Genomic DNA, 18561 nt, shown 5'->3' with positions numbered 1-18561 from the left:
TACCACAGTGCTCCAGTTTAGGGCTTGACAAGCCTTTTTGTCAAGTAAGTCACCCAGCTTTAGCGCCCCGCGAAGCCTGAAAAAATAAGGCTCAGATTAAAGCGGTTGAATTGTTTAGTAAAAAATCTGATCAGCCAGTAAAAAATTTTTTATCGTTTTTTTTATTAGCTTACTGGCATTATTTGCTTAATGAATAAACAGTGAATAATTACAATTTATTTAGGGTGTGTAGGGCTTTGTTTATTCGAACTAGGTGCAACTAAATCGTGACCTGAAATGTATAACCGAGTAAGCAAAGGAAAAATCAACCTCGAATGATCAAAACGCCTTAGTTTGTAAAAATTACAAACTGTTGTCGCAATAGTTACAGCTATAAACCTACTAAAAATTAGTAAATAAAATACAATCCATAAAAAACAATGAGTTAAAAACTGGTTTAATCATTGCACCTTAATAATTACTTTTAAAAAACTATTAAGGATTGATTATGGCTACGGCAACAAAGAGCAAAACACCTATTGATACAAAACAAGAGATTGAGGCCCCGTTAACAGATAAGGCAACATCAGCTGCGCATGACGCAGTAGATGCATTATCGAGTAAAGCGGCGGTAGCTGAAAATGGCGTTCGTAAAGGAGCAAGCAGCTCAGCAGAAACACTTAATGAGAAACAATTAGCAGCTCGCGAGAAATTAGAAGAATGTACTTCTAAGACTCGTCAACTCGCATCAGAAAACCCATTAGCAACGGCTGGTCTTGCATTTGCTGCTGGTATGTTAGTTACTGCACTATTTCGTCGCAAGTAATACTAATGCAAAACCTACATTCAACATCAAGTGAATCACAATCGACAGATTCGCAGTCATCGGCAAAACATGCCGATGACTGGCAAGATCATGTTGCTAAGCTTGCTGATTATGCAGCGCAGCTCAAGGATGATTATCATCAACAAGGAAAGTTGACACATCAGCTTGCCATAGCTGAATGGAAATTGTCGTTAAGATCCTTAGCACTGATCACCATCCTACTCGGATGTTTTGCCAGTGGCTTGGTGTTACTGTGGGTCGGGTTTTTAGGTATTGTAGGCTTTGCGACTTTTGACTTATTTAGCTCGATTTGGCTGAGCATTACTGTAGTGATCAGCCTACAAATTTTATGCTTAATTTGGCTGTGGCGGAACGCAGTTTATCTAAGCAAAAAAATTGGCTTTACTAAAACGCTAAATAGTCTAAAGCAGCTGCTTAAATTATAAGGCATACACTATTATGTTAATTAATTACTTGATCAACTCACCGAATGCTCGAGTGCAACAGCTACACAAAGAAGTCGTGATGCGCTCTGAGCTAAAGCGTCAGCACCTCACGGCAATAAAATATCGAGCCAAACGTTTTGCCGCAACAAAAGTGGGGCTCGTTAGTGCTTTTACCGCAGGCGCGGTTGTGGAGTCGGCAAAGGGAGACACCAACATGGTAAAAAAATACAGTTGGTTATTAAAACTACTCGCTTAAAATTCACTCCTACATTAAATCGTCACGACAGTGAGCCAAAATAACCGTTTTGATAATCGCTAACCGCTTGGCGGATTTCAGCTTCAGTGGTCATTACAAACGGCCCCATATGTGCAATTGGCTGATTAAGCGGATCAGCTGCTAAAATCAGAACACCTGCTGCTTTTTCGGCACGTATGCAAATATCACTCGATGGCTCAACAATAAGTAATTTTCCTGCATCAAAGGTTTCACCTTGCGCTGATTCTAATGACCCAGTGTGTATGTAAATCATCACTTTTTGCTGTTTTAGTGCTGGTAGATAAAGCTCCTTACCTGCAGGCAAAGCCACATCGGCTATAGCACCATTAGCGGCTAAGTTTTGTAAGCTTGAAACCAATTGCTGTGAATCAAATTGCCATGTCCCTGCTAGCGCTTTAAGACTAATACCTTGTTGATTAGTAAACCTCGGTGCTGGATGCTCTGTGGTATCCTGGTATTGCGGCTCACGCATTTTGTCAGCGCTTGGCATATTGAGCCAAATTTGAAAGCCATGTAAGCCTTTTTCAGCATCAGCAAGTGGCATTTCACTGTGCATAACACCACTACCGGTGCTCATCCATTGCACGTCACCGGCGCGAATCGCTTCTATGTTACCCATTTGATCTTTATGCTCAAATCCTCCTTTTAAAATATAGGTAAAAGTTTCGATACCTCGATGAGGGTGAGGAGGAAAACCACCAATATAGTCACTCTCATCATCAGATTTAAGCTCATCAATCATTAAAAATGGGTCTAAATATTTACCATCAAATCCTGGAATACGACGGATATTGACGCCATCCCCATCTTGGGTAGCATAAGCAGTTAAAACTTTGGTTATTTTCATTTTTTGCCTAATATGTTATGTAAATATATAAGGGATTAAATTATTATTTCATCATGTTTTTTATACGTAAATTAATATATTTCAATCATATGCAACACTATTTTATTGCAAAATCTTAGATATAACCTTAGTACTTCAATGGTTATTTATAGTAGGATTATCAAGCGTCACTCTACTTTGCACTAATTTGGATACGACTATTTTTACTTCATCATTAAAACATCAACTCTACCGCCTTCTTATGCTAATTTGCATACCTGTTGCTGCTATTATTTTAGTAACCTTGTGGTTTAGTCGTGATGCAGCCATTAAAGAGCACGAGACAAAAGTGCGCACCATCACTGAGCAACTAATTATCAAACAACAAAGCATGATTGATGATGTCAAAAAAGTTACTGAGTTTTTAGCAAAAAAACAGAAAAACATTCAATCTTTACCCTCTACTTGTCCTGCGTATTTTTTAGATGTTAAGGCACTCAATGGTAATATCGCGAATATTGGTATAGTAAATAAAAATGGTGACCTAATTTGTACCTCAAAAAGTAGCGACACTAATATTAACATTAGTGACCGTCCCTATTTTAAAAACGCGATCGCCAGTAAAGAGTTCAGTATTGGCCATTTCCAGCACGATCGCAGCCTCAAAGCGCAAAGTATTAACTTTGCTTACCCTATCTTAAATGAAAATAATGATATTGAAGGCGTTATTGTGACCGTAATCGCTTTAGACTGGTGGAGCTCGGCACTTAATACTTTAAATTTATCGACAGAAATCAGAGCTGTCATTACTGACTCTAACGGTAGTATTTTAGCTAACTACCCTTTTTCAGCCGATAGACTAGGCAACAAATTGGAAAAGTTCGATTTAGCGCATAACTTGCAAGCTGGTGTTATTTTTAAAGGAAAAGATGGTATCCGAAGAGTTTTCCATCAAACAACACTCTATCGTGATGGCAATAACAATAAGCTCTCTATTTATATTACTCAACCAATAGATGAAACACTTGAGCAAATAGATATTAACTTTGTAAAAATGGTTTTGGGATTTTTAATGACCATTTTGCTTTTAGCCGTATTGGCTAGACGATTAGTTAATAAAAGCATCTTAAACCCGATTAAAAGTTTAACGCAGGCCGTTAACCGCTTAGCAGCCGGTAATATGCCTCATGACGACGAGCAGCCCAATAGTCCTGAGCTAAATAGACTCTATCATCGTTTTAAATATATGGCCGAAACTCGCTTAACAGCTGAAGCATGCCTTAAACATAAACATGACGAGCTTAATAGCTTGCTTAATGCGCTACCCGATGCTTTTTTACGTGTAGATGCCAATGGCAATATACTTGATACCGGTGGACGTATTAAATCGTTAAATTATAGCCATTCAACACCGCCTAAAAAGTTATCATGCTTATTCTCTAGTGCTAATTTAAAACAAGTAGAAGAGTACTTAACAACCCTGAGCGCTCCTGTCACTGTTGAGCTTGAACATAAACAAGACAATCAGTTTTATGAAGCTAAAATCAGCCCAATGAAAAAAGTGGATGAGTTTATAATTGTTATTAGTAACATCACGCAACGAAAGCAGAATCAAGAGTCTTTGCATTTAGCGTCATTAGTTTACAACAACAGCAGTGAAGGTATGGCAATCACAGATGAAAATGGCGTTATTTATGATGTGAACCCTGCATTTTGTGAAACAACTTTGTATTCTCGAAAAGAAGTACTCAATAAAACGGTGGGTATTTTATCATCGGGTAAACACGATAAAGAGTTTTATGATTACATGTGGCAGTCAATAAATAAAACTGGCCGCTGGCAAGGTGAAATAACCAATCGTCGTAAAAATGGCGAGCTGTATGTTGAATGGTTAACCATAGATACTATTTACGATAAAAATAAAGCCCCAACTAGCCGTATTGCTATTTTTACTGATCTAACCGAGAAAAAACAAGCTGACGAGCTAATTTGGCGACAAGCTCATTTTGATCATTTAACCGACTTACCTAATCGACTAGAACTAAAAGAGCGGTTAAATAAACGCTTTACGAGCGTAAACAACCACGACCAAAAACTGGTCATTATGCTGTTAGATATTGATCACTTTAAAGATATTAATGATACGTTAGGCCATCATTATGGCGATAGATTACTTAAATTAGTATCTGAGCGAATTGTGCAAACAGCCAAAGAGGCTGACTTTGTAGCACGTATTGGTGGCGATGAATTTGTTATTGTATTTAGTGACTTACGCGGTAGCGATAATATCAAAAAAATAGCAAAATCACTGCTACTTAGCCTTGCTTCGACTATTTTTATTGAAGATGAAAAAGTGTATATAAGTGCCAGTATTGGTATTGCCTGCGCGCCAGATGATGGCCAAAACCCAGAGCAACTGCTTAAAGCTGCTGACCAAGCTATGTATAAGGCAAAAAATAGCGGCCGAAATGACTTTGAATTTTTCTCACATGATATGCGTGAAGATGCAAATGCAAGAATGCAGTTGCTCAAAGAGCTTCGCTCAGCCATAGAGCTAGAGCAGTTTGAGTTATATTACCAGCCTATTGTATCGCTTGATGATTTACATATTCATAAAGCTGAGGGACTTATTCGTTGGCAGCACCCAGAAAAAGGCCTGATCAGCCCCGCTGACTTTATTCCCCTAGCCGAGGAAACCAGACAAATCAATGCGCTTGGTCAATTTGTATTTGCTGAGGCACTACAAACACTCAACGACATTAAAAAGCATATTAAAGATGAATTTCAAATCAGTATTAACGTATCGCCGGTGCAGTTGGCAGCCACAGACAGCGGCATAGACGATTGGTACGACATGCTTGAGGCAGCAAATTTACCTGCATCGAGTATTGTGGCAGAAATTACTGAAGGCTTGATGGTTAATCCTGAAGAGCTGACCCAAAGCCGCTTAAAAGCCTTGGTTAAATCAGGGATGCAATTGGCACTCGATGATTTTGGTACGGGTTACTCATCGCTTGCTTACTTACAAGAAATGGATACCGACTACCTAAAAATCGATAAACGCTTTGTTGATAATATTCAAAAAGATAGCCAAGAGCTCGCCTTATGTGAAGCAATTATTATGATGGCTCATCAGCTTGGTTTAAAAGTAATTGCCGAAGGCATAGAAACAAAATTACAAATGGATTTATTACTTGAGGCTGGTTGTGATTATGGCCAAGGCTATTTGTTTTCAAAGCCACTGCACAAAACCTCGTTTATGCAGCTGATAACAACAAACCAAGTAATTAACTTAAACTAAAATAATTAGTTAATCTTGGTTATTGAGTATCGAGGTGATCTGCAACATAAGCACCTCGCTGCCCTCTTCTTTTATCTGGGCCTATCGTGCTATCTTGCGCCGTTTGCTGCTCTAACGCGGCATTGATTGTGGCTCCTAAAATAATGATATAAGCACTAATAAATAACCACATTAGCATAATGACCACCCCGCCCAGGGAACCATATGTTTCGTTGTAACTAGCAAAGTGTGACACATAAAATGAAAAGCCAAAAGATGCCACAATCCATAATACCGTGGCTGTCAATGAGCCTACACTGACCCAACGCCACTTGGCGGCTTTTCTATGTGGCGCATAGCGGTATAAAATTAATAATGCAAAGTTAAAGGTCAGTGCCAGTAATGGCCACGATATAAGCATGATTAAAAAATCGATACTCTCTTTAATTCCCAATAAATTAAGGGCAAGCGGTAATATACCTATGATTACCAATGCAATGACCGCCACCACAATCGCACCCACTGAAAATAATAAACGTACAAGTTGCGCCTTAAAAAATGAGCGTTTTTCGTATTCGTGATAACTAATATTACACGCGGTGATCAAAGCTTGGCTGCCCTTAGAGCTACTCCAAATAGTAAGCAATAAAGTACCCAGCGCACTGAGACTTAAACTAGTTTGAGACTTTTGCGCAAGACTTGAAACCTGAGACAAAATAATCTCTTGGGTACTTTGTGGCAATAACGCCATAAACTGACTTAAATACGCACTAATCTCATTCGGTGAAGCAAAATAAGCATACACAGACACCAATGCCGCAATGGCTGGAAAAATAGCAAGAAGCGCATAAAATGCCACGCCTGCAGCTACTAAGGATAAATTATCACGGCTCATTTGTTTAATAATTCGCTTTGCAATATCCCACCAGCCACGCAGAGGGATATGGTTAGGCTGCTTGGCTCTTTGGCCACGCTTAAAGTCACTCATAGCTAACTCCCTTTTCCCAATTAATTGCAAGATGTTTGCCAAACAAATATCCCTTGGTATTAAACTTGCTGCTATTGTTTTACACAGACCCTAATTAACTCAACCTAACACGGATGGCTCCTATGCTCAGCGCTTTAATTGCAACACTCGCTAATAACGCATCTATTCCTGCAATCAACACCGCTCAGCCAAACTCGGTTTCATGGGACTTTTTAAAAGAGCAAAGCGTGCAATTACTACACTCATTCGTGCAATTACTGCCCACTTTGTTTTTAGGGATTATTATTTTGGTGATTAGTTATTTAATCGCCACCCCATTATCACGCTTGTTAATAAAGCCCGTTACTTACATGACCAACAGTAAATTAGTACACCTAGTTGCTAGGCGTGGCATTAGTACCTTAATCATTTTACTCGGGTTTTACCTATTTTTACGTTTGGCTGGCTTGACTGAATTCGCGGTCGCTATTATGAGTGGCACTGGGTTAATAGGGCTTATTTTAGGGTTTGCCTTTCGGGATATTGCTGAAAACTTTATCGCCAGCTTGTTACTAAGCGTACAACGTCCGTTTAAAATAGATGATGTAATAGAAGTTGATGGCAGAATAGGTATAGTTAAAAAAGTAACTGCAAGAGCAACCACTTTAGTTGACTACGATGGCAATCATATTCAAATACCCAATGCGACTGTGTATAAAAATACCATTAAAAACTTAACCGCTAATCCAAAGATGCGCGGTCATTTCTCAATTGGTATTGGCTACGATAATGACATTCGCGGCGCGCAAAGTCTTGCTATTAGCGTTATATCAGCTCAAACCTCTGTGCTTAGCGATCCGCCTCCTCAAGTATTGGTTGATAACTTAGGCTCCGCCACTATCAACTTTACTGTTTACTTTTGGGTCAATGGCGAACAATACAGCGTTGTAAAAGTAGCCTCACAGCTTATGCGAGAGTTAATCAACAGCTTTACACAACATAATATAAGTATGCCTGACGATGCTAGAGAGCGTGTATTACTCAATAGCCAAGGTGAAGATATTTACCCCACAGCAAGCGAAGCTAAAACAGAGACAACAGAAAAAACTAAAGAGAAACCACATACTCAAAAACATAAAAACACAGAGCATGAACACAGTATTGATGATGTAAGCAGTGATACGGATGATATTCGCGAGCAAGCCGATGAATCGCGCGATCCGGAGCAAGGCAAAAATATTATATAGATAGGTTCGAGGTTCGAGGTTCGAGGTTCGAGGTTCGAGGTTCGAGGTTCGAGGTTCGAGGTTCGAGGTTCGAGGTTCGAGGTTCGAGGTTCGAGGTTCGAGGTTCGAGGAATTTAAAAACCTTGCAGTTAATATTACAAGGTTTTTTTATACCTGTAGCAGCGGGTTCACCCCGCGTCGTTATTAGGTTTTAGGTATTAGGTTTTAGGCCCGTCACCCGTCACCCATGAACTTAAACCAAACCTGCGAGGCATAAAGCCCCGCTTTAAAAATCATTTTGAACCACAGAGTACACCGAGGCGCTTCGCGCTACACAGAAAAGATAAAGCAAATAAACCATGTCTTTAATCATTTCCTCTGTGTTCTCTTTACCTCTGTAGTAAATAAAATCACTAACAGACGCGACATAAAGTCGCTGCTACATTTGCGCGGCATAAAGCCCCGCCTACGTCTAATCCAAACACCGTGCTTGGCTTAATCTCTACCTAAAACCTAATACCTAGCACCTAGAACCTTTGTCTTTAACCAGACGCGGGATAAACCCGCTGCTACACCAGTCAATCTTAACCCGTTCCTCGTCGCTCGTCTCTCGCCGCCCGCAATCCGCCGCCCGACTGGGACCTGACAGCTTATTTCAAACACAAAAAAGCCCGCAGCGTTAACTGCGGGCTTTTTTATTGAATGAGTGAGTCAGCCGGTAAGCCGGGTTCTGTCCTTTCCGAAGAAAGTGATAATCATTCGTCTAGGCCATAAATCGCTCTATGGCTCAAGCAACCTACCCGGTTCCAACGTGGGCCACGCCATAAGGAACCCTATTTGGTCTTGCTCCGAGTGGAGTTTACCTTGCAACCGACTATTACTAGCGGCCCGGTGCGCTCTTACCGCACCCTTTCACCCTTACCAATCCGAAGATTGGCGGTCTTCTCTCTGCTGCACTTGTCGTGGGCTCACGCCCCCCAGCCGTTAACTGGCACTCTGCCCTATGGAGCCCGGACTTTCCTCCCCCTGATCATTTTCGTCACAGGCAGCGATTATCTTGGCTAACTCGGCGCGCAGTATACATGAGAGCACCACACTACGCAGTAAACATTTACTGTTTTTCTTCAATAATTGTTTTATACAACGCGTTTTTCTTCATGCCGAAGTAATCGGCTACTACACCACAGGCTTTTTTCATTGGCATTTCGTTTTCGAGTAACGCTAACATTTTACGGGCTTCTGGCGGAATATCGTCAACTACCTTAGCTTTCCCTGGCAGCATGAGTACTATTTCACCGCGTTGCTTGGTAGGATCGTCAGTTAAAAACTGCTTTAACTCACTCACTGTGCCATTAAAGAAAGTTTCAAAGGTTTTAGTGAGCTCTTTGGCAAATACCACCTGCTGCTCACTACCTAGCGCTACTTCTAAGTCGTCAAGGCTTGCCATAATACGGTGGGTACTTTCATACATAATACTGGTAATACTTGAGTTAACCGCATCTATAAAAAAGTCTTGGCGCGCTTTACTTTTGGCAGGTGTAAAACCAATAAATTGAAAACGGTCAGTAGGTAACCCAGAACAACATACCGCCGTAATAGCAGCACATGCACCAGGCACGGGTGTTACACTTGCGCCCTGCTCACGACATAAATTAACCACCGCATAACCAGGATCACTGATCAGGGGTGTGCCTGCATCAGAAACTAATGCAATATTTAACCCTTGATTAAGTTGGTCGATAATTTGCTGCGCTTTTTGCTTTTCATTATGGTCATGTAACGCAAAGGTTTTAGCCTTAATACCAAAGTGGCTAAGTAGCTTACCAGTATGGCGAGTGTCTTCAGCCGCGATTAAGTCAACCTGCGATAATGTCGCGATTGCACGCTGACTTAAGTCGTCATAATTGCCGATTGGGGTGGCAACAACGTAAAGAGTGCCAATTTTCTGTGAATTCTCCTCATTTAACATTGAGGTCTCCTGCGTCAGTCAGTAATATAAGCAAATCGCGTTAACGTATGGGAAATCATTGTGCGACTTAAACTAGTTAGTCTATTAATTATATTGTCAGGGTTATCGGCGTGTAGCACAACCGAAAAACCAACTAAAACCAGCGATAACTTAAGTAACAGTGCCAATACGCTGAAAAATGAAGCACTGAATGCGCAATCTATTTACCAATTAGCGCAAAACCGCTATGGCGCTGATAAAATTCAGCTACTTTATAGTGCTCGTGATAGCGCAATTACAGAAGAAAACTGGCCACTACTCGAAAAAATATGCACTGAACTTGCACTTACCGCCAGTGTTGATCAAATTCAAAATCGTTTATACATTGCCTTTGCGCAAAAAGAACAAAATAAAAATCAGCAAGCACTTGAGGTACTAAACACGCTTGAGGGGCAACTTAAGCAACCTGAGCATTTTGCTTGGCACCAATTTTTAACTGCCAGCATTTTTGCGTCGCAAGACTTACCAAAACGTGCAGCTCCTTACTTTTTTGCTGCCTCTGAATCGGTAGCAAAAAATAATATTTCTATCCCTAAACTTAATGACGCACTTTGGCATAATTTAAAGCAGCTTTCTTCGTATGCATTAGAGCGATTTAACCGTGGCTCGGTTATTCAACAAGGCTGGGTTAACTTAGCTTTGTATCATCAGGTTTATGCCAACAGCTCTGTTGATTTAGACCAAGCGATTAATAATTGGCGCCGCCGTTACCTTGGGCACCCTGGTACCAATGTTCTACCAAAACAAGATACTTACGCCAATGAATTAGCACCACTAAATATTGAACGCTTAGTTGTGCTATTACCTCAGTCAGGTGCTAACAAGCGCTTAGGAGATGCATTAAAAGCCGGCATACTGGCTGCACTTGATAAAAAAGAGATTAGCGAAACGCTGTTTATTGATGAAAATACCGAAACCGAAGCGTTGAGCGCACAGATTTCGCAATTACAACCAGACTTTGTTATTGGCCCGCTATTAAAAGCCAATATTGATAAGCTCGCTAATACCAACACATTACTCGATATACCCACATTACATTTAAATACCTTTGATGGCGAACGAACCTCTCTGCAACACTACTTTTTTGCGCTTAATCCAGAGCATGAAGTACAACAAACTCTAGAGCACTTTTTAGCGCAAGGTTATCAAAAACCTATGTTGCTAGCGCCAAATAATACCAATGGTCAGCGCTTAATTGACTACTTTAATCTGCAATGGCAACGCTATAGTGAAACAACCACACAAGTTGGCTTTTACAACGACAATAAAGATATGCCCAATACCATTACCAGCTTACTAGAAGTTGATAAATCAAAAGAGCGTATTAAATCGGTTAAAACACTTTTTAATAAAGAAGTAGAAAGTGAAACCCGTTCACGTGGCGATATTGATGCAATTTATATATTAGGTGACGCCATAGAGACCCGATTAATTAAGCCTTATCTGGATGTTAACGTAAGCACCTTTGCCGACAGAATCCCTATTTACGCCAGCTCTAAAAGTCATAGTAAGCAAATAGATACCACTGACAAAGGCGATTTAGATGGGCTTTACTTTACCGAACTTCCTTGGATGTTAGACTCACAAATTACGCAGCATAATCTACGTAAGCAATATAATGATTTATGGCCTGAACAGGCTGATATTAGCCAACGTTTATTTGCCATGGCCTACGATGCCGTCGCCATGCTGAATGATATTAGACAGCTGAGCATTACACCCGATAAATACTTTTCAGGCTTAAGCGGTAAATTATCCATTAATAGTGCCGGTGATATTGAACGATCACTGCAATGGGCACAGTACAGCAATCGCCGTATAAAACCTGTGGAATTAAAAACACAACGCCCTGTGCCGCTATTTATGCAATCAGCAAACGATGGCATAACCATAATTAACTAAGGGGTTAACATGTCGTGGTTTAAACAGCTGTGGCAAAATAGTCGTGAAAAAGGCCAGTATTATGAGCGTCAAGCGCAAAAGTATCTAGAAGCGCAAGGTTTAAAAGCGATTGAGCGTAATTACTACTGCCCCTACGGCGAACTTGATGTCATTATGAAAGACGGTGACACCTTAGTGTTTGTTGAAGTTAAGTTTCGTAAAAATAACATAAAAGGCGGCGCTAATTATGCGCTAAGCCCGCAAAAGCAAGCTAAGTTAAAGCGCACTATTTATCATTACCTTGGGGCTAAAAACTTAAAAAACCAGCCATTACGTATTGATTACGTTGCTATAACCGGCGAACCGTCATTACATATTAACTGGCTGAAAAATGTATTTTAATGTCTGATGTATAAAAATAAGACGATTACAGCAGCTTCATGCTGAGCATACAGTTAAATAATAGCTTACGCCTAAAATAATCATTTTTTTAATAAAGCCGGTGTAAGCTCACACAGAATTAGAGATAAATTGTTGGTAACCCATGCAAGATACAATTAAAGAAATTTTTAAAGAAAGTATTCAAGTTCAAATAGCCGCCGGCGAAGTGTTGCCAAGCGCGTTAGAATCAGCGGCATTTACCATTGCACAAAGCCTGATCAATGGGAATAAATTGATCTGTTGCGGTACTGCAAACTGCCATATGCTGGCACAACACATGGCAGGCGTACTGGTTAATTTTTACGAAACAGAACGTCCCTGCTTACCTGCAATCGCTCTCTCACAAGAAAATATTAACTTGGGCCAAGGCAATCAAATAGATGACCACGATACATTTGCACGCCAAGTTCGTGCCTTTGCTCAGCAAGGTGACTTATTATTGGTACTTGCCATTAATGGTAATGAAAAACACATAATTTCTGCAGTAGAAGCGGCACTTACCAAAGATATGAAGGTCATAGTAATGGTAGGCGATGATGGCGGTGAACTTGTTGGCTTGCTTGGCCATAACGATGTAGAAATTCGTACGCCGTCTAAACGCCCGAGTCGCATTATTGAATCGCATTTAGTTAACCTTCACTGTTTAAGTGAATTGGTAGATTTAACCCTTTTCCCGCAGGACGAAAATTATGTTTAAACGCTCCCTAATTATTTTAGGCACTGTTGTGTTATTACAAGGTTGTGCCGCTGCTGTGGTTGCCGGTACAGCCAGTGCTGTTACTGCCGCTAACGATAGGCGAACCATTGGCTCGCAAATAGACGACAACAATATTGAAATAAAAGCCAGCATTGCTATTAGCGAAGATGAACGCCTTAATAAGTTTGCTCATATCAGCGTTATAAGCGTAAATGGCGTGGTTTTAATGGTAGGCCAAGTGCCTAACCAAGAAATGAAAAACCAAGCGTTTAAAACCATTGAGAACCTATCTGGTATCCGCAAAATTCATAACCAACTTCGCATTGGCTCTAATATTGGCATTACCACGCAAACACACGACTCATGGTTAACCTCAAAAGTAAAAGCGCAGCTTTTAGCCGCTGAAAACATCAGCAGTAATAATATAAAAGTAGTGACTGAAAATGCCGAAGTATACTTAATGGGGCTAGTATCTGACGCTGAAGCAAACCAAGCCGTTAATATTGCCCGTAATATCTCTGGCGTAGAGCGGGTAGTTAAAGTATTTGAGTATTTGTAAAGATATCAGGTTCGAGGTTCGAGGTTCGAGGTTCGAGGTTCGAGGTTCGAGGTTCGAGGTTCGAGAAATTTAAATACCTTGCGGTTAATATCGCAAGGTTTTTTATGCCTGTAGCAGCGGGTTTATCCCGCGTCGGTATTAGGTTCAAGGTTTTAGGCCCGTAACTCGTCGCTCGTAACGTATTGCCCCCAAAAATCAAACTTGCACGTCGTAAGCCCCACTTAAAAAACATTTTTACCACAGAGTACACAGAGACGCTTCGCGCTACACAGAGAAGACAGGACAAATAAAGCATGTCTTTAATCATTTTCTCTGTGTGCTCCGCCCCCTCTGTGGTGAATAAAATCTCTTTAAAACCTTTTTGCACAAGAGAAGTGAATGAGAAAACAATAACCATTAGCCAAACTGATTAATTCGAGTCTCTAGGCCCGTTGCTCGCTTCTCGCAGCCCGCTGCCGTGAACCCAAACACCGTGCTTGGTTTAATCACTGCCTAATACCTAAAACCTGCTCTTCACTTTAGACCAGACGCGGAATAAATCCGCTGCTACACAAATCAACCTTAACCCGCCTCTCGTCGCCCGTGAACTTAAATCAAACTTGCGCGGCATAAAGCCCCGCCTACAAAACATTTCTTACCACAGAGAACACAGAGGCGCTTCGCGCTACACAGAGAAGACAAAGCAAATAAAACATGTTTTTAATCATTTTCTCTGTGTGCTCTGTACCCTCTGTGGTAAATAGAATCACTAAAAGACGCGGGATAAACCCGCTGCTACACCAATCAACCTTAACCCGTTCCTCGCAGCCCGTCGCCCGTCGCCCGTGAACTTAAATCAAACTTGCGCGGCATAAAGCCCCGCCTACAAAACATTTCTTACCACAGAGAACACAGAGGCGCTTCGCGCTACACAGAGAAGACAAGGAAAATAAAACATGTCTTTAATCATTTCCTCTGTGTGCTCTGCACCTTCTGTGGTAAATAGAATCACTAAAAGACGCGGAATAAATCCGCTGCTACACCAGTCAATCTTAACCCGTTTCTCGCAGCCCGTCGCCAGTGAACTTAAACCTATTTTGCGCGGCATAAAGCCCCGCCTACGTTTAATCCAAACACCGTGCTTGGCTTAATCTCTGCCTAATACCTAAAACCTACTGCCTGCTCTTCACTTTTGATCAGACGCGGAATAAATCCGCTGCTACACCAGTCAATCTTAACCCGTTTCTCGCAGCCCGTCGCTCGTGAGCTTTTCTAACCTTTAACCTTTAGCCTTTAACCTTTAACCTTTAACCTTTAACCTTTAACCTTTAACCTAATATTTTCATACAGACATAAAAAAACCGCCTATTAAGCGGTTTTTATCTAACATTTACGGGTTATTTTATAACGCGTAAATGTGAGCCTTTTTTCTTTTCAGGCTTGGGAGCTGGCGTTTCATCAACTATCTCTGGTGATGAATCGACACTTTCAAGCTCTGGAGCAAAATCGTCTTCGTCCTCTAAAAACTCATCTGCAGTAAAGACTGTGCCTTCGCCATTTTCACGTGCATATATTGCAAGTACAGCCCCTAAAGGCACGTACACTTGCATTGGCTGGCCGCCAAAGCGCGCGTTAAAGCTAAGCTGAGTATTATCTAACGAAAACTGCGTAACCGCCGAAGGGCTTATGTTCAATACAATTTGGCCATCTTGAACAAACTGTGTTGGCACTTGCACTGCAGGAAAGTCAGCATTAACCACTAAATGTGGCGTGCATTCGTTATCAACAATCCAATCAAAAAAAGCGCGTAGTAAATAAGGACGATTAGAAGTCATTATAAACGGATCTCACGCTCTGCTTCAGTTAAAGAGGCTTGGAATGATTCACGTTCAAATAAACGAATCATATACTCTTTAAGTTCTTTAGAGCCTGCACCATTTAGCTCAATACCAAACTCTGGTAAACGCCATAATAGTGGAGCTAAGTAACAATCAACTAAGCTAAACTCTTCACTCATAAAGTAAGGCGCTTCACTAAAGATTGGTGCTATTGCAAGCAATGCTTCGGTAAGCTCTTTACGAGCTTGCGCGGCATCAGAAGTGTTGTTAATGATTTTTTCAGCTAGGCTGTACCAATCAGTATCAATACGGTGCATCATTAATCGACTACGACCACGCATGACCGGATATACTGGCATTAGTGGAGGGTGAGGAAAACGTTCATCAAGGTATTCCATGATGATGTTTGCCTGATATAAACCAAGCTCACGGTCAATCAGTGTTGGCACTGTGCCGTAAGGGTTAATTTCGTGAAGTGCTTCTGGCAGGTTATCCTTTTCAGCCATATGAATATCTACACTTACACCTTTTTCAGCAAGTACAATGCGTACTTGGTGGCTATACATACAGTTAGCACCAGAAAAAAGGGTCATTACAGGGCGCTTATTGGCAGCTACGGCCATGCCTACCTCCATTAAATAACTAAAACAGCAATAGGGGCTTAAGCCCCTATTGCAAAATTACCTTTAAATATGTTCAAACTTAATGAACATCTCTCCAGTATTCTTTCTTCAGCATAAATGCCAAGATAAATAGGATAATTAAAAATCCGATTACCTTAATACCTAGCGCTTCCGACTCGAGACGTGTAGGTTCACCTACATACTCTAGGAAATTCGTTAAATCACGAACTGCTTGGTCATATTCATCTACACTTAATTCGCCCGTACCATCTGTTTTTATACCAGTAATATGAGTGGTTGTTTTACCATCTACTGTTACTTCTTCAGTAATTGCAGTAGGAACACCTTGCAACTCTTGAAGAACATGTGGCATACCCACCGATGGGAATAACGTATTATTTACGCCAAACGGACGAGATTCATCTTTGTAAAACGATTTTAAGTAGGTGTAAATCCAATCACTGCCACGCACACGCGCAACATTAGTTAGATCCGGCGGAGCCGCACCAAACCATTTTGCAGCATCTTCTTTTGCCATCGCGTTAAGGATATGACCACCCACTTTTGAACCATCAAAAATAAGTTGCTCTTGACCAATCTCTGTTGGAATACCAATGTCACGGAAAGTACGTTCATAACGTTGATACTGCATTTGGTGACAACCAAGACAGTAGTTCATGAACAACTTTGCGCCACGCTGCAAAGAAGGTTGATCAGATATATCGTTACCCGCTTCCATTAGAGGAACTGACGGGCCAGCCGCCATTGCAGGTAACACGTTTACTGATAAAGCAAATAAACCTATTAATAGCTTTTTCATCATTTCGTTAACCTCTCAGGCAATGGCTTAGTTTTTTCATTCTTACTGTAAACAAATAACAGTACGAAGAACATAAAGTAAGTCACAGTACAGACTTGCGAAACAATCGTTTTAAAATCAGTTTGTGGTGTAGCACCAACCCAACCTAAAAGAACGAAAGTAACAACAAAACCTGCAATGTTCCATTTGTGGAAACCACAACGGTAACGAACTGAACGAACCGAACCACGGTCAATCCAAGGTAATAATGCTAGCACGACAATTGATGCACCCATTGCAGCAACACCCATTAGTTTGTCAGGGATTGCACGTAAGATTGCATAGAATGGTGTGAAGTACCAAACAGGGAAAATATGCTCTGGTGTTTTAAGTGGGTTAGCTGCTTCAAAGTTTGGCGCTTCTAAGAAGAAACCACCCATAGCAGGCATAAAGAACACAACCCAACAGAACAAGATTAAGAAACCAACCACACCCACAATATCTTTTACTGTGTAATAAGGGTGGAACGGAATCGCATCAATAATGTCTTTCTTATCAGTGTAGTATTCATGGAACTTAAATTTAGGCTTGTCTTCTTCAGCCACAGTTCCTTTTTTACGTTTGTTATCAATACCGTCTGGGTTATTAGAACCCACTTCGTGTAGTGCAACAATGTGTAAAAATACTAAGATAACAATAACCAATGGCAGTGCAATTACGTGTAATGCAAAGAAGCGGTTAAGCGTTGCACCTGAAATTACATAGTCACCACGGATCCACAGTGTTAAGTCATCACCAATAACCGGGATAGCCCCGAATAATGAAATGATTACCTGTGCACCCCAGAACGACATTTGGCCCCATGGTAATAAGTAACCCATGAACGCTTCAGCCATTAGGGCTAAGAAAATGAACATACCGAATAACCACAGTAATTCACGTGGTTTTTGGTAAGAACCGTAGATCATGCCACGGAACATGTGCATGTAAACAACGATGAAAAACGCAGATGCACCCGTTGAATGCAAATAACGTAATAACCAACCGTACTCTACATCACGCATGATGTATTCTACTGATGCAAATGCACCTTCAGCAGATGGTACATAGTTCATCGTTAACCAAATACCTGTAAGTATTTGGTTTACTAGTACTAACATAGCTAGAGAGCCGAAGAAGTACCAGAAGTTAAAGTTTTTCGGTGCTGGATACTGTGCAATGTGCATGTTCCAAACACGTGTCATTGGGATACGGTCGTCTATCCACTCAACAATTTTACCAAACATTAGGCCACCCCTTGTTCTTCGCCCACTAAAATAGTGGTCTCATCAAGAAAAGTATATGGTGGAATTTCTAAATTTAATGGTGCAGGTACCGATTGGAATACACGGCCAGCCATATCAAACTTAGAACCGTGACATGGACAGTAAAAACCGTCATCAGTTCCTTCCACTTTCTCACCAAAGCCACCTTGTAAAAAGCTAGGTGAACAACCCAAATGCGTACAAATACCTACAGCGACAAAAATCTCTGGGCGTAATGAACGAAAATCATTGGTTGATGATTCTAATTGTTGTGGCTCTTGCGATTGCGGATCACGAAGTTGACCTTCATGTTCTTTCATCTGCTCAAGCATTTTTGGGGTCCGTGATACAACCCATACAGGTTTACCACGCCACTCGACACGTATTAATTGTCCTGGCTCAAGTTTGCTGATATCTACTTCTACAGGCGCACCCGCAGATTTAGCTCGCTCACTTGGATTCCAAGACGCAATAAAAGGAACAGCAGCCCCAGCCGCACCAACACCACCAACAACAGAGGTAGCTATGGTTAAAAAGCGACGTCGGCCATTGTCTACAGGCGCATTGCTCATCCACTTATCTCCACTATGATTCTCAACACTTGC

17 protein-coding genes and 1 other RNA gene are annotated in these 18561 nt (G+C 41.1%); 9 read left to right on the top strand and 9 right to left on the bottom strand.

The genetic code is table 11. From position 1 onward, the window contains the following. The first annotated feature begins 487 nt into the window (after positions 1-487). From B1F84_RS02635 to B1F84_RS02625, 3 genes are read left to right on the top strand one after another with little or no spacing between them, the layout of a single operon-like run. Entirely contained in the window at positions 488-805 is a 318-nt protein-coding gene (locus tag B1F84_RS02635) for a DUF883 domain-containing protein (protein WP_076919883.1), read from the top strand. Between the two features lie 5 nt (positions 806-810). Then, positions 811-1251, top strand: coding sequence for a hypothetical protein (locus B1F84_RS02630; RefSeq protein WP_010390680.1), 441 nt, complete (start codon positions 811-813; stop codon positions 1249-1251). A 13-nt stretch (positions 1252-1264) separates the two neighbouring features. Next, a complete protein-coding gene (locus B1F84_RS02625) occupies positions 1265-1507 on the top strand; it encodes a hypothetical protein (protein ID WP_010390679.1) in 243 nt (80 codons plus the stop codon). 22 nt (positions 1508-1529) lie between these two features. On the opposite strand, the gene B1F84_RS02620 is transcribed toward B1F84_RS02625, so the two are convergent. Next, entirely contained in the window at positions 1530-2375 is an 846-nt protein-coding gene (locus B1F84_RS02620; protein ID WP_131690495.1) for a pirin family protein, read from the bottom strand. A 241-nt stretch (positions 2376-2616) separates the two neighbouring features. Here B1F84_RS02620 and B1F84_RS02615 point away from each other — a divergent pair, with 241 nt between their 5' ends. Further along, positions 2617-5655, top strand: a complete 3039-nt coding sequence (locus B1F84_RS02615) for an EAL domain-containing protein (protein WP_131691897.1) — start codon at positions 2617-2619, stop codon at positions 5653-5655. Between the two features lie 19 nt (positions 5656-5674). On the opposite strand, the gene B1F84_RS02610 is transcribed toward B1F84_RS02615, so the two are convergent. Beyond that, the gene (locus B1F84_RS02610; protein WP_131690494.1) at positions 5675-6622 is read right to left on the bottom strand and encodes a YihY/virulence factor BrkB family protein; all 948 of its coding nucleotides are present in this window, start codon (positions 6620-6622) and stop codon (positions 5675-5677) included. A gap of 122 nt (positions 6623-6744) precedes the next feature. On the opposite strand from B1F84_RS02610, the gene B1F84_RS02605 reads away from it, so the two are divergent. Then, the gene (locus B1F84_RS02605; protein ID WP_131690493.1) at positions 6745-7848 is read left to right on the top strand and encodes a mechanosensitive ion channel family protein; all 1104 of its coding nucleotides are present in this window, start codon (positions 6745-6747) and stop codon (positions 7846-7848) included. Between the two features lie 682 nt (positions 7849-8530). On the opposite strand, the gene rnpB is transcribed toward B1F84_RS02605, so the two are convergent. After that, an RNA gene (gene rnpB / locus B1F84_RS02600) (RNase P RNA component class A) lies at positions 8531-8896 on the bottom strand. Positions 8897-8938: 42 nt separating this feature from the next. Continuing rightward, the gene (gene rsmI, locus B1F84_RS02595) at positions 8939-9796 is read right to left on the bottom strand and encodes a 16S rRNA (cytidine(1402)-2'-O)-methyltransferase (protein WP_076919878.1); all 858 of its coding nucleotides are present in this window, start codon (positions 9794-9796) and stop codon (positions 8939-8941) included. Between the two features lie 60 nt (positions 9797-9856). Here rsmI and B1F84_RS02590 point away from each other — a divergent pair, with 60 nt between their 5' ends. From B1F84_RS02590 to dolP, 4 genes are all read left to right on the top strand, one after another. Further along, positions 9857-11737 carry a penicillin-binding protein activator gene (locus B1F84_RS02590; RefSeq protein ID WP_131690492.1) on the top strand — a complete coding sequence of 627 codons (1881 nt, stop codon included), beginning with the start codon at positions 9857-9859 and terminating at the stop codon, positions 11735-11737. Positions 11738-11746: 9 nt separating this feature from the next. Then, positions 11747-12118 carry a YraN family protein gene (locus B1F84_RS02585; protein ID WP_008110719.1) on the top strand — a complete coding sequence of 124 codons (372 nt, stop codon included), beginning with the start codon at positions 11747-11749 and terminating at the stop codon, positions 12116-12118. Positions 12119-12260: 142 nt separating this feature from the next. Beyond that, positions 12261-12854: an SIS domain-containing protein gene (locus B1F84_RS02580; protein WP_008110721.1), complete on the top strand. Its 594-nt coding sequence runs from the start codon at positions 12261-12263 to the stop codon at positions 12852-12854. Then, complete coding sequence (dolP, locus tag B1F84_RS02575; RefSeq protein ID WP_008468380.1) at positions 12847-13413, top strand: division/outer membrane stress-associated lipid-binding lipoprotein; 567 nt, start codon at positions 12847-12849, stop codon at positions 13411-13413. Before B1F84_RS02580 ends, dolP begins: the two co-directional genes overlap by 8 nt. Before the next feature lie 1376 nt (positions 13414-14789). Here the strand turns inward: dolP and B1F84_RS02570 are convergent. The 5 genes from B1F84_RS02570 to petA form a co-directional block, all read right to left on the bottom strand. Beyond that, on the bottom strand, positions 14790-15227 hold the full coding sequence (locus B1F84_RS02570; protein ID WP_008110860.1) for a ClpXP protease specificity-enhancing factor: 438 nt from the start codon (positions 15225-15227) through the stop codon (positions 14790-14792). After that, positions 15227-15853 (bottom strand): stringent starvation protein SspA, encoded by a 627-nt coding sequence (sspA, locus tag B1F84_RS02565; RefSeq protein ID WP_008110861.1) that lies wholly within the window; start codon positions 15851-15853, stop codon positions 15227-15229. Before sspA ends, B1F84_RS02570 begins: the two co-directional genes overlap by 1 nt. A 79-nt stretch (positions 15854-15932) precedes the next feature. Continuing rightward, the gene (locus B1F84_RS02560) at positions 15933-16676 is read right to left on the bottom strand and encodes a cytochrome c1 (protein ID WP_076919873.1); all 744 of its coding nucleotides are present in this window, start codon (positions 16674-16676) and stop codon (positions 15933-15935) included. Continuing rightward, the gene (locus B1F84_RS02555) at positions 16673-17938 is read right to left on the bottom strand and encodes a cytochrome b N-terminal domain-containing protein (protein ID WP_010390662.1); all 1266 of its coding nucleotides are present in this window, start codon (positions 17936-17938) and stop codon (positions 16673-16675) included. Before B1F84_RS02555 ends, B1F84_RS02560 begins: the two co-directional genes overlap by 4 nt. Beyond that, a complete protein-coding gene (gene petA / locus B1F84_RS02550) occupies positions 17938-18528 on the bottom strand; it encodes a ubiquinol-cytochrome c reductase iron-sulfur subunit (protein WP_010390661.1) in 591 nt (196 codons plus the stop codon). Before petA ends, B1F84_RS02555 begins: the two co-directional genes overlap by 1 nt. Positions 18529-18561 lie beyond the last annotated feature (33 nt).

Source organism: Pseudoalteromonas sp. DL-6 (assembly GCF_004328665.1).
Classification (GTDB): Bacteria; Pseudomonadota; Gammaproteobacteria; order Enterobacterales; family Alteromonadaceae; genus Pseudoalteromonas.
This window is presented reverse-complemented; position numbering and strand designations above follow the sequence as displayed.

Coding starts and splice junctions, on each gene's coding strand:
- B1F84_RS02585 (WP_008110719.1), top strand. CDS start 11,747: ATGTCGTGGTTTAAACAGCTGTGGCAAAATAGTCGTGAAAAAGGCCAG.
- B1F84_RS02610 (WP_131690494.1), bottom strand. CDS start 6,622: ATGAGTGACTTTAAGCGTGGCCAAAGAGCCAAGCAGCCTAACCATATC.
- rsmI (WP_076919878.1), bottom strand. CDS start 9,796: ATGTTAAATGAGGAGAATTCACAGAAAATTGGCACTCTTTACGTTGTT.
- B1F84_RS02620 (WP_131690495.1), bottom strand. CDS start 2,375: ATGAAAATAACCAAAGTTTTAACTGCTTATGCTACCCAAGATGGGGAT.
- B1F84_RS02625 (WP_010390679.1), top strand. CDS start 1,265: ATGTTAATTAATTACTTGATCAACTCACCGAATGCTCGAGTGCAACAG.
- B1F84_RS02615 (WP_131691897.1), top strand. CDS start 2,617: ATGCTAATTTGCATACCTGTTGCTGCTATTATTTTAGTAACCTTGTGG.
- B1F84_RS02560 (WP_076919873.1), bottom strand. CDS start 16,676: ATGATGAAAAAGCTATTAATAGGTTTATTTGCTTTATCAGTAAACGTG.
- B1F84_RS02635 (WP_076919883.1), top strand. CDS start 488: ATGGCTACGGCAACAAAGAGCAAAACACCTATTGATACAAAACAAGAG.
- B1F84_RS02555 (WP_010390662.1), bottom strand. CDS start 17,938: ATGTTTGGTAAAATTGTTGAGTGGATAGACGACCGTATCCCAATGACA.
- B1F84_RS02570 (WP_008110860.1), bottom strand. CDS start 15,227: ATGACTTCTAATCGTCCTTATTTACTACGCGCTTTTTTTGATTGGATT.
- B1F84_RS02605 (WP_131690493.1), top strand. CDS start 6,745: ATGCTCAGCGCTTTAATTGCAACACTCGCTAATAACGCATCTATTCCT.
- sspA (WP_008110861.1), bottom strand. CDS start 15,853: ATGGCCGTAGCTGCCAATAAGCGCCCTGTAATGACCCTTTTTTCTGGT.
- petA (WP_010390661.1), bottom strand. CDS start 18,528: ATGAGCAATGCGCCTGTAGACAATGGCCGACGTCGCTTTTTAACCATA.
- B1F84_RS02630 (WP_010390680.1), top strand. CDS start 811: ATGCAAAACCTACATTCAACATCAAGTGAATCACAATCGACAGATTCG.
- dolP (WP_008468380.1), top strand. CDS start 12,847: ATGTTTAAACGCTCCCTAATTATTTTAGGCACTGTTGTGTTATTACAA.
- B1F84_RS02580 (WP_008110721.1), top strand. CDS start 12,261: ATGCAAGATACAATTAAAGAAATTTTTAAAGAAAGTATTCAAGTTCAA.